General features: G+C 71.2%; 11 protein-coding genes. 4 read left to right on the forward strand and 7 right to left on the reverse strand.

Annotation, left to right across the window (positions count from 1 at the left end; genetic code table 11):
- Positions 1–68 precede the first annotated feature (68 nt).
- The 4 genes from ACZ7L1_RS21255 to ACZ7L1_RS21270 are packed head-to-tail and all read right to left on the reverse strand — an operon-like array spanning position 69 to position 3,563.
- A complete protein-coding gene (locus ACZ7L1_RS21255) occupies positions 69–1,193 on the reverse strand; it encodes a LacI family DNA-binding transcriptional regulator (RefSeq protein WP_471439204.1) in 1,125 nt (374 codons plus the stop codon).
- Positions 1,193–1,963: an amino acid ABC transporter ATP-binding protein gene (locus tag ACZ7L1_RS21260; protein ID WP_471439205.1), complete on the reverse strand. Its 771-nt coding sequence runs from the start codon at positions 1,961–1,963 to the stop codon at positions 1,193–1,195. Before ACZ7L1_RS21260 ends, ACZ7L1_RS21255 begins: the two co-directional genes overlap by 1 nt.
- The gene (locus ACZ7L1_RS21265) at positions 1,960–2,709 is read right to left on the reverse strand and encodes an amino acid ABC transporter permease (RefSeq protein WP_471439207.1); all 750 of its coding nucleotides are present in this window, start codon (positions 2,707–2,709) and stop codon (positions 1,960–1,962) included. The genes ACZ7L1_RS21260 and ACZ7L1_RS21265 overlap by 4 nt, the downstream gene beginning before the upstream one ends.
- Positions 2,706–3,563 carry an ABC transporter substrate-binding protein gene (locus tag ACZ7L1_RS21270; protein WP_471439208.1) on the reverse strand — a complete coding sequence of 286 codons (858 nt, stop codon included), beginning with the start codon at positions 3,561–3,563 and terminating at the stop codon, positions 2,706–2,708. The genes ACZ7L1_RS21265 and ACZ7L1_RS21270 overlap by 4 nt, the downstream gene beginning before the upstream one ends.
- Positions 3,564–3,937: 374 nt before the next feature.
- Here ACZ7L1_RS21270 and ACZ7L1_RS21275 point away from each other — a divergent pair, with 374 nt between their 5' ends.
- On the forward strand, positions 3,938–4,066 hold the full coding sequence (locus ACZ7L1_RS21275; protein WP_471439210.1) for a hypothetical protein: 129 nt from the start codon (positions 3,938–3,940) through the stop codon (positions 4,064–4,066).
- Between the two features lie 62 nt (positions 4,067–4,128).
- On the opposite strand, the gene ACZ7L1_RS21280 is transcribed toward ACZ7L1_RS21275, so the two are convergent.
- The 3 genes from ACZ7L1_RS21280 to ACZ7L1_RS21290 all read right to left on the reverse strand — a co-directional run bounded on the left by ACZ7L1_RS21280 (position 4,129) and on the right by ACZ7L1_RS21290 (position 6,812).
- Entirely contained in the window at positions 4,129–4,350 is a 222-nt protein-coding gene (locus ACZ7L1_RS21280) for a hypothetical protein (protein ID WP_471439212.1), read from the reverse strand.
- Positions 4,351–4,511: 161 nt separating this feature from the next.
- Complete coding sequence (locus ACZ7L1_RS21285) at positions 4,512–5,762, reverse strand: acyltransferase family protein (RefSeq protein ID WP_471439214.1); 1,251 nt, start codon at positions 5,760–5,762, stop codon at positions 4,512–4,514.
- 96 nt (positions 5,763–5,858) lie between these two features.
- The gene (locus ACZ7L1_RS21290) at positions 5,859–6,812 is read right to left on the reverse strand and encodes an SGNH/GDSL hydrolase family protein (RefSeq protein WP_471439216.1); all 954 of its coding nucleotides are present in this window, start codon (positions 6,810–6,812) and stop codon (positions 5,859–5,861) included.
- 240 nt (positions 6,813–7,052) lie between these two features.
- On the opposite strand from ACZ7L1_RS21290, the gene ACZ7L1_RS21295 reads away from it, so the two are divergent.
- The 3 genes from ACZ7L1_RS21295 to ACZ7L1_RS21305 all read left to right on the forward strand — a co-directional run bounded on the left by ACZ7L1_RS21295 (position 7,053) and on the right by ACZ7L1_RS21305 (position 12,091).
- Positions 7,053–7,490 (forward strand): Fur family transcriptional regulator, encoded by a 438-nt coding sequence (locus ACZ7L1_RS21295; RefSeq protein WP_200419479.1) that lies wholly within the window; start codon positions 7,053–7,055, stop codon positions 7,488–7,490.
- A 34-nt stretch (positions 7,491–7,524) separates the two neighbouring features.
- Complete coding sequence (katG, locus tag ACZ7L1_RS21300) at positions 7,525–9,750, forward strand: catalase/peroxidase HPI (RefSeq protein WP_471439218.1); 2,226 nt, start codon at positions 7,525–7,527, stop codon at positions 9,748–9,750.
- 175 nt (positions 9,751–9,925) lie between these two features.
- Positions 9,926–12,091 carry a GAF domain-containing SpoIIE family protein phosphatase gene (locus ACZ7L1_RS21305; RefSeq protein ID WP_471439219.1) on the forward strand — a complete coding sequence of 722 codons (2,166 nt, stop codon included), beginning with the start codon at positions 9,926–9,928 and terminating at the stop codon, positions 12,089–12,091.
- The last annotated feature ends 1 nt before the right edge of the window (position 12,092 follow it).

Here is a 12,092-nt window from a genome sequence, read left to right on the forward strand (position 1 = left end):
TGCGCCGCGTCGTGATCGCGCTGCGCTGAGTGAGGACGAGGGTGAGGGTCTTGGGGCGAGGCCCTGTGTCAGTCGGCGCGGGCGTCGCCGCGCCGCGGCTTCGCGGCGCTGGAGCGGACGAGCAGCCGGGTGGGCAGGACGATCCGTTCGCCGGGGCTGTCGTCGCCCTTGATACGGGCGAAGAGCCGCTCGGCCGCGGTGCGCCCCATGTCCATCGGCGACTGGCCCACCACGGTCAGCGGCGGGTCGACCAGAGTCGTCCAGTCCAGGTCGTCGAAGCCCACCAGCGAGATGTCGCCCGGAAGGGCGAGGCCCCGCTGTCGGACGGCTGTGAACAACCCCTGGGTGGCGACGTTGTCGGCGGCGAAGACGGCGGTCGGCGGCTCAGGAAGCGACAGCAGCGCGTGGGCCTCCTTCTCGAACTCGGCGGCGTCCCCGATCACCGAGCAGCGGATCAGCTCCCGGGACGACTCCGCTCCGTACGCGTCCAGAGCGGCCAGGTAGCCGCGGATACGGTCGATCGAAGGGCGCGCCGCACCCCGTACGGTCAGCCGGCCGCTGTCCGACGTGACCAGTTCGGGGCTTTCGTCGGGATCCACGTACAGGAGCATCCCGATCCGCCGGTGGCCCAGATCCAGCAGATGCTCGACCGCCTCCTGCGCGGCGCCCTCGTTGTCGATGACGACGCTGTCCGCGTCCAGGGCGCTGCTGTGGCGGTCGAGCAGGACCACCGGTACCCCGAGGTCCTGGGCGCGCCGCAGGTGCGCGACGTCGATCACGGCGTTCGGTGCGACGACGAGGCCCTCGATCTGCTTCTCCAGGAAGACCTTCACCGCGGCCCGTTCGGCGTCCATACGGTCGTCGCTGTTGGCCAGGATCGCCTCGTAGCCCTCCTCGCGGGCCACGTCGCAGATGCCGCGCATCGCGGTCGCGAAGTAGGGGTTCGAGATGTCGACCCCGATGAAGCCGATGGTGCGGGTGCCGCCGGAGCGCATGCTGCGGGCGACGCCGTTGGGGGAGTAGCCGAGTCGGGCGGCGGCGGCCCGCACCTGGTCGCGCAGGGCGTCGCCGACCCGGCCGTAGTCGCCGAGGGCGCGGCCCGCGGTGGCCACCGACACGCCGGCCTCGCGGGCCACGTCGGCCACCGTCGGACGCCTGCGTCCGCCCTGCGCTCCGGTACCGTTCCCCGCCATCACAGCACCTGCGAGAGGAACTTCTTCAGCCGCGCGGACCGCGGCGCGTCGAAGATCTGCTCCGGCGGCCCGGACTCCACGACGACTCCCGCATCCATGAACACCACTGTATCGGCGACCTGCCGGGCGAAGCCCATCTCGTGGGTCACGACCACCATGGTCATGCCCGCGCCGGCCAGCTCGGCCATCAACTCCAGGATTCCCTTGACCAGTTCGGGGTCCAGCGCGCTGGTGGCCTCGTCGAACAGCATCACCTGCGGCTCCATGGCCAGAGCCCGGGCGATGGCCACCCGCTGCTGCTGCCCGCCGGACAGCTGGGCCGGCCGGTGCCCGCCACGGTCGCCGAGCCCGACGTCCCGCAGACGCCGCAGCCCGATCTCGGCGGCCTCCTCCTTCGACAGCTTCTTCACGGTGCGCAGTGCCAGCGTGATGTTCTGCAGGGCCGTCTTGTGCGGGAACAGGTTGAACTGCTGGAACACCATGCCGATGCGCTGCCGCAGCACGTTGGGGTCCATCGCCGTGGTGTCCTCGCCGTCCAGCAGGACCTCGCCCGACGTGCGGGTCTCCAGGCCGTTCAGACAGCGCAGCAGCGTCGACTTGCCCGAGCCGGAGGGGCCGATCACGCACACCACCTCACCGGCCGGCGCCGTCAGGTCCGCACCGCGCAGGACCTCGACGGGCCCGAACCGCATCCGGATGTCGCGCGCCTGAAGGGAGGCGCCCGTGTACCGCTGCCCTGCCGGGGAGACGGTCAGGTCCGGCGTCCTCACGCCAGCACCTCCTTCGGGTCGACGAGCGAGGGCTCCTCGGGCGCCGCGGCCGGGCGGGAGCCCTCGCGCAGCCGCCGGTCGATGTGGTTGACGAGGTGGGTGAGGGGCACCGTCAGCAGCAGGTAGCACAGGCCGGTGGCCAGCAGCGGTGACAGGTTGCCCGAGGTCACCGACTCGTCCTCGCCGATACGGAACAGCTCGCGCTGGGTGGTGATCAGCCCCAGGAAGTACACCAGGCTGGAGTCCTTGATGATGCCGATGAACTGGTTCACCATCGCGGGCAGCACCCGCCGCACACCCTGCGGCACCACCACCAGGCGCAGCGCCTGGCCGTGGGTGAGGCCGAGGGCCCGGCACGCCTCGCCCTGTCCCTTGTCGACGCTCTGGATGCCCGAGCGGAAGATCTCCCCGATGTACGCCCCGGACATCAGGCTCAGCGCCAGGATGGCCGCCGGGTACGGCGAGGCCAGCCAGCTGATCCGGGCCGCGAACACGCCCTCGCCGATCACCAGGATGGTGAGCGCGGCGGGCATACCGCGGAAGATGTCGGTGTAGACGCGGGCGGGGAACCGCAGCCAGCTGCGGGAGGACAGGGCCATGACCGCGAGCACCATGCCGATGACACTGCCGAGGAGTGCGGAGAGCACCGACAGCAGCAGGGTGTTGCGCAGGCCGTAGGTGAGCAGGTCCGGAAGCACCTGCCCGATCAGGTGCCAGTCGAAGAAGTTGCCGATGAGGTCGTTCACTTCAGTGCCCTCGCCTTGTAGGGAGGCAGCTGGCTGCTGCTCGGCACCGGGTCCTCGGGGAAGTACTTCTTGTAGAGCCTCAGCCAGGTGCCGTCGGCGACGACTTGCTTCAGCGCGGTGTCGAGCTTGCTCCGCAGCGCGGTGTTGCCCTTGCGCACCGCCCAGCCGGCGGGGAAGTCGGTGGCGGGGACGGTGAGGGGCTGGCCCAGGTGCAGGGCCGGGTACTTGCCGGCGATGGCGCGGTTGGGACCGTAGTCGTTGAAGAACCCGTCGACGCGGCCGTTCTTCAGGGCCAGGGCGGCGGTGTTGTTGTCGGGGAAGCGGACGATCTGCGCGCCGGGGATCAGTGTGGCGGAGTTGACGTCGGTGATGGAGCCCTGGAGGACCGCGATCTTCTTCCCCTCGACGCTGGAGACCTTGGAGGTGATGCCGCTCTTGGCGGCCGTCAACAGGCCGAAGTAGCCCGCGAGGTAGCCGTCGGAGAAGTCGACCATCTTCACGCGGTCGGTGGTGATGCCCACGGCCGCGGCGGCCACGTCGAACTGCCGGTTGTTGACCGCCGGCAGCAGTCCCGCGAAGTCCAGCGACACGAACTCCGGCTTCAGCTTCAGCTTCTGTGCCGCTGCCGAGATCAGGTCGACGTCGAAGCCGGTCAGCTTGCCGTTCTCTTCGTAGGTGTACGGCTTGGTGTTGTTCGACGTGCCGACCTTCAGCGTGCCGGCCTGGGCCACGCCGGACGCGTTCGCGGCCGAAGAGCTCCCGTCCGCCGCGGAACCGGAACCGCAGCCGGTCACGGCGAGGGCCAGCACGGCCGCCGCGGCGGCCACCCCTCTGGCCGAGCGGAACTTCCCCATGTCTCCTCCATGCGTGCTGGAACGTCATGCGTGCGCTGAGCACCGGACCGTGCCCGGGCGCACGGGATTCCGGCGGTGGTGCGGGTGGTGACGGCCTGATCGACGGGTGCGGGTGGTGACGGCCTGATCGACGGGGCCGAACGGCGGTGGCCGGGTGGGCGACGACTGCGGGGCCGGGATGCCCCTCTGCGGCCGCGGACGGCACGCGAGGGGCGCGAGAGTGTGTTCCCATGCTTGCTGAGAACGTTCTCTCAGAGGTGGTGAGAGAACGTTCTCCCGACTGGGTGAGAGAACGTTCTCATGTGTCTCACGGGCGGTCAATACCCGCGTGGGACGGAAGTCGTCGCGGTGTTGGCCGCCGCCCCGAGATCGAGGTGGCGACGCCGCTCGTCAACCGCCTCAGGGCCGTCCGGCCGGCCGTGTTCGGCGCCGCCGCCCGCCAGGCCTACGGTCTGGTCGGATCTGTCCGGCTGGTGCCGTACGTGCAGGCGGCCGTGGGCTGAGGCAGGCCGCCACACCGGGCTGCTGCCGGGTGGGCCATGAGGCATCCGGCTCCTGGCGGGTCTCAGTCGCCCGACACGAGCAGCACGTCCTTGCTGCTGCCGCTGTCCGGGTCGGCCGGGTCGGCCGGGTCGGCCGGCGTCTCCTCGGCCCGCTCCAGCGGGAAGCTGTGGGTGGTGGGCCCAGTGACGTCCAGGCCGTCCCCCAGGGACGCGGTCGGCGGTGGCGGCGTGGCACTGGCCCTCACCGCGATGTACACCCACCTGCGGACGGTCTTCGGCGACATCGAACGCATCCGCGCCCGTTCACCCCGATCTGTTCGCCTCCGGCCCTGCGACGGTGCCGGTGCGGCGGGACGTGGTGGTCCGGGAGCGGCGAGGCCGAGGCGGGCGTGCGGGGCGTCACCCGATAGGGGCACCGCCGCGCACGCCCGTGCGGGCGCCCCCGTCAGTCGGGTGCCGCGGCCGGAGCCTCGCGGGCGGGCGCGATGGGTTCCGGCCTGGCGGCCTGCGGGGCCGGCTGTGTGCGGGAGGACCGGCGGTCGCGGAGCAGCAGCCGTCGTGCGGGGCGTTCCACCGCCTCGTACAGCACCCAGGACAGGCCGAGGGACAGACCGAACGCGACGGCGGTGGTGGCCACGGCCGTCGGCAGGCCGAAGTGGGGCGGCGAGTTGCCGAGCAGGCTGGTGCCGGCCCGCAGGACCAGAAGGTGGATCATGTAGAACGCGAACGAGAGTTCCCCCAGGCGCACCAGTCGCCGGTGCCGCCACAGCGAGGGCAGGCCCCGCAGGTCGGCGAGGGCCGCCGCCGGGATGAGCAGCGCGAAGCCGACGAGGGTGCAGGCGGTGGCCGGGTAACCCCCGTCGGTGATCTGCGGCACGAGGAAGTAGCCGATGATCGTCAGGGCGAGTGAGGCCTCCAGGCCGGGACCGCGCCACCGTTCGAGCCGCACCAGCCGGGCGGTGGCGGCGCCGAGGACGAACTCGGGCAGGCGGGCGGCGGGGAGGGAGTAGAGCGACTGGCTCACCCAGTCGTGGGTGTCCGCCCGGGCGAGGACCAGGACCGCCAGCACGGATGCCCCGGCCAGGGCCGCCGACGCCCGGGGCCCCAGACGGCGCAGGACGACCATCATCAGCGGGAAGGCGGCGTAGAAGAAGGCTTCGCAGGCCAGCGACCAGCTGACCGGGTTCAGCGTCTGCCACCAGGACTGCCGCCAGGAGTGCACCAGCAGCACGTTGGCCACTCCCTGGGCCGCCGTCGGCTTCGCCAGATGGGGCGGTGTGTAGACCATGAGCAGCGCGATCCCGGTGGTGACCAGATGAACGGGAAAGATGCGCGCGATGCGCCGCCGCCAGAAGGAGACCGCGCGGTCGTTCGGCCGCGCGGTCCACATCAGAACGAACCCGGACAGGATGAAGAAGAACGACACCCCGGTGCTACCCGCTTGGAACGCCCAGGTCATGATGTGGCCGCCGGTGCCTCCGAAATAGCCGAAGTTGCCCACGTGCAGTCCGAAGACCAGGAGCGCGGCCATCCAGCGCAGCCCGGTGAGGGACGGCAGCGAGGGCGCCGGAGCGGATGGAGGGACCCTTGTGGCGGGCTCGGTGGTGGCGGGCGCTGTCCGGGGCGGCGTCGTGTCAACTACCGGGGGTGTGCGAACGGGCATGAAGGGGAACGTTGCCCGTTCGCCACGTTTCATTCGGGGGCAGTAGGGAACGTCACACCGGCACGGACGATCTCCCTCCCCCACGCGTCCGGATCCGCCGCAGGGGTGGGGCTGCGGGTGTCGTCCGCCTCAGTGGCGTCCGCGTCCCTCGCTCAAGCGTTCAAGGACGGCCCGCGCCATGGCCTCCTCGCCTTGGGCGTTGGGGTGCGCGGGGGCCGCGGGCGAAGCCGGCTGCAGCGGCTCGATCCAGCGGTCCGCCGGGGCCTTGCACATGTCGTGGCCGCGCGTGGGACCGTAGGTGTCGACGTACTCCGCCCGGTTCCACTCCGCCACCAGACGGAGCATCAGATTCAGGCGCTTCTCGGTGTCCCGCAGATAGGGGAAGTCCTTCGACGCGAACGGGACCGAGGGGTAGCAGCCGCTGCCGTCGTCGGGCAGGAGGTCCGGGTAGCCGACGACGAGCACCCGGGCGTGCGGCGCCCTGGCGTGCACGGCCCGCAGGACACGGTCCACCTTCGGCGCCGTCTGCACGACGGCGAGCGTCAACCGGTCGATCCCGGATGAGGCGTAGGAGCGCCGGCACGGATCTCCCGTCGGGTCCTGGGAGCTCAGGCGCGCGCAGGTGGCGATGATGGAGCCGAAACCGATGTCGTTGCCGCCGATCTGAACCGTCACCAGATCGGTGTCGCGCCGCACCGCGTCGAGCTGTGGCGCGTTGGTGCCCTGCGCCTTCCACATGTCGTCGGTCGTCGCTCCGCCGCAGCTCACGTCCTTGAAAGCGGTCACGCGCCGCTCCGCCGCCACGAGCGAGGGGTAGTTGTGGTCGGAACGGGCGCAGGCGGCGTCCACCTGCCGGGGGATGGCGGGGCCGGAGGTGTAGGAGTCCCCGAGTGACACGTAGCGCGTGTCGCGGCCGGGTACCGCGCCGTGCGCCGCGGCAGGTGCCGTCGAGGTGGCGAAGAGGGCGCAACCGCCGATGGCCGCCCCCACGGCGAGCGGCCATCGGCGGCGTCTGGCCGCTCCACGTCCCGCCGCTGTGCCCGGATGCGTGTCGTGCGCCGTGGAAAGTCCGGCGTGCGCCATGGAAGTCCTCCCCCTGAGGCCGGAACGGCGCGCGGAGCCCGCGTCGGGCGGCGGCCGGCGCACGTTCGCCGGGGCCTGTATACCGGTCGCCGCGTCACCGGGGCCAGGGGTGGGAAGCGAGCATTTCGTGGCATGGCCGCTTCAATCAGGCTCCGGGCGTGCGGCCTCCGTCGCGACGCGCCAAACTTGGTCTGCTCATTTTCTTGAACAGTTCGTGTTTGTGAGGGTAGGTTCGACGCCATGACCGCATCCCGGACTCCGACCACCGCCGAGGAGCTGCGCGGTGCCGGCCTGCGGGTGACGGCGGCCCGCGTCGCGCTGCTGGAGACCGTCCGGGAAGGCGACCACCTCGGCGTCGAGGCGATCGCCTCCGGAGTGCGCGACCGCGTAGGACACATCTCGCTTCAAGCCGTGTACGAGGCCCTCCACGCGCTCACCGCGGCCGGGCTCATACGCCGTATCGAGCCGGCCGGCAGCCCCGCCCGGTTCGAGGGACGCGTCGGCGACAACCACCACCACGTCGTGTGCCGGTCGTGCGGCGCCGTCGCCGACGTCGACTGCGCGGTCGGCGAGGCGCCCTGCCTGACCGCGTCCGACGACCACGGCTTCTCGATCGACGAGGCCGAGGTCGTCTACTGGGGCCTGTGCTCCGCATGTTCCACCGCCCGCAGTTCCTGAGCACTGTGATCCGCTCTCATCCGGAAGGATTGCCATGACCGAGAACCACGACGCAGTCGTCACAGACCCGAAGACGGAGGGTGGAGGCGGCGGCTGCCCCGTCGCGCACGGGCGCGCCCTGCACCCGACGCAGGGCGGCGGCAACCGCCAGTGGTGGCCGGAGCGGCTCAACCTGAAGATCCTCGCCAAGAACCCCGCCGTGGCCAATCCCCTCGGTGAGGAGTTCGACTATGCCGAGGCGTTCAAGTCCCTCGACCTTCAGGCGGTGAAGCGGGACATCGCCGAGGTGCTGACCACTTCGCAGGACTGGTGGCCCGCCGACTTCGGCAACTACGGCCCGCTGATGATCCGTATGGCCTGGCACAGCGCGGGCACCTACCGCATCAGCGACGGCCGCGGCGGCGCCGGTGCCGGCCAGCAGCGCTTCGCCCCGCTCAACAGCTGGCCGGACAACGGCAACCTCGACAAGGCGCGCCGTCTGCTGTGGCCGGTCAAGAAGAAGTACGGCCAGAGCATCTCCTGGGCCGACCTCATGATCCTCACCGGCAACGTCGCCCTGGAGCAGATGGGATTCAAGCCCTTCGGCTTCGGCGGCGGCCGCGAGGACGTCTGGGAGCCGGAGGAGGACGTCTACTGGGGTCCCGAGACCACCTGGCTCGACGACCGGCGCTACACCGGCGACCGCGAGCTGGAGAACCCGCTCGGCGCGGTCCAGATGGGCCTGATCTACGTCAACCCGGAGGGCCCGAACGGCAACCCGGACCCGATCGCCGCGGCCCGCGACATCCGTGAGACGTTCCGCCGCATGGCGATGAACGACGAGGAGACCGTCGCCCTGATCGCCGGCGGCCACACCTTCGGCAAGACTCACGGTGCCGGTCCGGCGGACCACGTCGGTGCCGACCCCGAGGCCGCCTCGCTGGAGGAGCAGGGCCTGGGCTGGAGGAGCACCTATGGCACCGGCAAGGGCGCGGACGCCATCACGTCCGGCCTGGAGGTCACCTGGACCGCCACGCCGACCCAGTGGAGCAACGGGTTCTTCAAGAACCTCTTCGAATACGAGTACGAACTCGAGCAGAGCCCGGCCGGCGCCCACCAGTGGGTGGCCAAGGACGCCCCGGAGATCATCCCCGACGCGCACGACCCGTCGAAGAGGCACCGCCCGCGGATGCTCACCACCGACCTGTCGCTGCGCTTCGACCCGATCTACGAGCCGATCTCCCGCCGGTTCTACGAGAACCCCGAGGAGTTCGCGGACGCGTTCGCCCGGGCCTGGTACAAGCTGACCCACCGCGACATGGGCCCGAAGTCGCTGTACCTCGGCCCGGAGGTCCCGCAGGAGACCCTGCTGTGGCAGGACCCGCTGCCTGAGCGCGAGGGCGAGCTGATCGACGAGGCGGACATCGCGGCCCTGAAGACCAAGCTGCTCGAGTCGGGCCTCACCGTGTCCCAGCTGGTCACCACCGCCTGGGCGTCCGCCTCCACCTTCCGCGGCAGCGACAAGCGCGGCGGCGCCAACGGCGCCCGCATCCGCCTCGCTCCGCAGCGCGGCTGGGAGGTCAACGACCCGGACCAGCTCGCCCAGGTGCTGCGTGTCCTCGAGGGCGTCCGGCAGGAGTTCAACGCCTCCTCCGGCGCCAAGAAGGTCTCCCTGGCCGACCTCATCGTCCTCGGCGGTGCCGCCGCCGTGGAGAGGGCCGCCAAGGAAGCCGGCTTCGAGGTGGAGGTGCCCTTCACCCCGGGCCGTGTGGACGCCGGCGAGGAGCACACCGACGTCGAGTCCTTCGAGGCGCTGGAGCCGACGGCGGACGGCTTCCGCAACTACCTGGGCAAGGGCAACCGCCTGCCGGGCGAGTACCTGCTGCTCGACAAGGCGAACCTGCTCACCCTGAGCGCCCCCGAGACGACCGTGCTCGTCGGCGGTCTGCGCGTCCTCGGCGCCAACCACCAGGGTTCGCAGCTCGGTGTCTTCACCAAGACGCCCGGTGTCCTCACCAACGACTTCTTCGTCAACCTGCTCGACCTGGGCACGACGTGGAAGGCGACCTCCGAGGACCAGACCACGTTCGAGGGCCGCGACGCCGCCACCGGCGAGCTGAAGTGGGCCGGCAGCCGGGTCGACCTCGTCTTCGGTTCCAACTCCGAGCTGCGCGCGCTCGCGGAGGTCTACGCCGGCGACGACGCGAAGGAGAAGTTCGTCAAGGACTTCGTCGCGGCGTGGGGCAAGGTCATGAACCTCGACCGGTTCGACCTCGTCTGATCGTTCCGACCGCGATGCCCGGGCAGGCCCACACGGCCGGCCCGGGCGTCGTCCGTTTGTGGGCAGCGCACCCGCCGCTCATCTCCGAATACCACCAAAATCCGCCCACACCTGAAATTCCGCTGAAAAGACGTATAAATTGTCTGGAAGTGGACAGCGGAAAGGGGACCCGGTCATGTCCATCAGGCCCGATGTCCCAGGACCACCCGGTGCGACCGTGCTCTCGCCCCAGTGGCCGCCGGACGCGGACCTGTTCGGGCCGGCCCCGGTGATCTTCGCTTCCCTGAGTGGTCCCGGGCACATCGTGGAGACTGCGAACCCGGCGTTCTTCGACATCGTCTGCGGCGGCCGGAGGCGGACCGGCGTGCCGATCGTCGAGCTGATGCCCGACGCGGCTCTGCAGGGTGTGATCGCCCGCATCCGGGAGGTGTACCGCACCGGTGCTCCTCACCGCACGCGGGACAAACGGCTGGTCCTCGGGGAGCCCGGGGCGGAACAGGAGAGGATCTTCGACCTCACCTACGAGCCCCGGCGGGACGCCCTGGGCACGGTCGACGGGGTCGTGGTGATCGCCATGGACACCACCGCCTACCGTGACACACAGCTGCTGGCGGCGGAGCAGCGCGCCCTGCTGGAGCAGATCGCACGCGAGGCACCGCTGCAGGAGATCCTCACCGGCATGGCCAGGACGATCGAGGACTTCTCCCCGGGCATGCTCGTCTCGGTGCTGCTCGTCGACGCCGACGGCCGGCGGCTGCGGCACGGCACCGGCCCGAGCCTGCCCGACTACTACAACGAGGCGATCGACGGGGTCCCGATCGGCGAGGGCCAGGGATCCTGCGGCACCACCGCGTACCGGCGCGCCCCGGTGGTCTGTACCGACATCGCCACCGATCCGCTGTGGGCGGAGTACCGCGAGCTGGCGAAGCGGGCGGGGGTCGGGGCTTGCTGGTCCACCCCGATCCTGAGCACGGACGGGCGGTTGCTGGGCACATTCGCCATGTACCACCGGACGCCGAAGATCCCGGAACTGAAGGACCTGGCCCTTGGCGCCGCCTTCACGCGCATCGCGGCGCTGGCCATCGAGCGGCACCAGGCCGTGGCGGCGGGCCGAGCCGCGCGGCAGCGTGAGAGTTCGGCCCGTGAGGACCTGGCGTTCGTCCTGGAGGCGAGCACCGCCATCGCACGCGAGCAGCACTACGCCAACAGCCTGCGCTGTCTGGCCCAGCTGGTGGTCCCGGGCCTTGCGCAGCTGTGCGGGGTCTACGTGTTCGACGGTGGCCACCGCAGCCGGATCGCCTCCGCGGCCGCGACCCCGGCGGAAGCGGCGCTGCTCGTGGCACCGGAGTGGTGCGAGGTGGTGGACCGTGTGGTCGCCCGCGTGCTGGCCTCCGGCACGACGGAGACCGGCTCCCTCGACGTCCGCCCCGGCACGGAGCCCGGCGGACGCGGTGCCGGTTATCTGTGCGTACCGCTCACGGCCCGCGGATGCACCTTCGGCGCCCTGGCGCTGCTGACCCTCGACCGGGACTGGGACGGCCACGTCGTCGCACTGGCCGAAGAGCTCGCCGGCCGGGCGGCCCTGAGCGCGGACAACGCCCGCCAGTTCACGCACCGGGTGCGGCTCGCGCACGACCTCCAGGCCGGGCTGCTGCCCCCGAAGCTGCCGAACGTGCCGGGCGCGGCCCTGGCGGCCTCCTACCATCCGGCCGGCGAGGGTCTCGACGTCGGCGGCGACTTCTACGACGTCTTCCCGCTGCCCGGCGACCGCTGGGCCGTCATGATCGGCGACGTGTGCGGTCACGGAGCGGTGGCCGCCACCACGACCGGCATGGTCCGGCACACGGCGCGTGCGGTCGCCCGTCTGCTGCGCGACCCCGTGGCCGTGGTCACCGCGATCAACGACGCTCTGGCCGAGCACACCGAGGGCCAGGACCTGTTCGTGTCGCTCGTCTACGGCGAACTGCGGCACACCACCACCGGTCAGGCGGTGACCCTGATGCGCGCCGGCCATGTGCCGCCGCTCGTGCGCCGCGCAGGCGGCACCGTCGAGCGGCTCGTGCCGCCCGGCCTGCTGCTGGGCCTCGGCCTGGGCGGTGTGGGATCACCCGTGCGCGTCGACCTGCACCCGGGCGACGGCCTGGTCCTCGTCACGGACGGCATCACCGAAGCGCGGTCGCCGGCCGGCGAGCTGTTCGGTGAGGAACGGCTGGCCGACACGCTGACCACGGTTCCGCCCACCGCCGCCGCCCTGCTGGAGTCCGTCACCACCGCCGTCGCCGCCTTCACCCACGGCACCTCCCTGGACGACCAGGCCGCGCTGGTCGTGACCGCCGTATGAG

The organism is Streptomyces sp. NPDC107546 (genome assembly GCF_055639175.1).

Bases quoted from the DNA above. Each gene is read 5' to 3' on its own strand.
- ACZ7L1_RS21255 (WP_471439204.1), bottom strand. From the start codon at position 1,193: ATGGCGGGGAACGGTACCGGAGCGCAGGGCGGACGCAGGCGTCCGACG.
- ACZ7L1_RS21270 (WP_471439208.1), bottom strand. From the start codon at position 3,563: ATGGGGAAGTTCCGCTCGGCCAGAGGGGTGGCCGCCGCGGCGGCCGTG.
- ACZ7L1_RS21280 (WP_471439212.1), bottom strand. From the start codon at position 4,350: ATGTCGCCGAAGACCGTCCGCAGGTGGGTGTACATCGCGGTGAGGGCC.
- ACZ7L1_RS21285 (WP_471439214.1), bottom strand. From the start codon at position 5,762: ATGAAACGTGGCGAACGGGCAACGTTCCCCTTCATGCCCGTTCGCACA.
- ACZ7L1_RS21290 (WP_471439216.1), bottom strand. From the start codon at position 6,812: ATGGCGCACGCCGGACTTTCCACGGCGCACGACACGCATCCGGGCACA.
- ACZ7L1_RS21295 (WP_200419479.1), top strand. From the start codon at position 7,053: ATGACCGCATCCCGGACTCCGACCACCGCCGAGGAGCTGCGCGGTGCC.
- katG (WP_471439218.1), top strand. From the start codon at position 7,525: ATGACCGAGAACCACGACGCAGTCGTCACAGACCCGAAGACGGAGGGT.
- ACZ7L1_RS21305 (WP_471439219.1), top strand. From the start codon at position 9,926: ATGTCCATCAGGCCCGATGTCCCAGGACCACCCGGTGCGACCGTGCTC.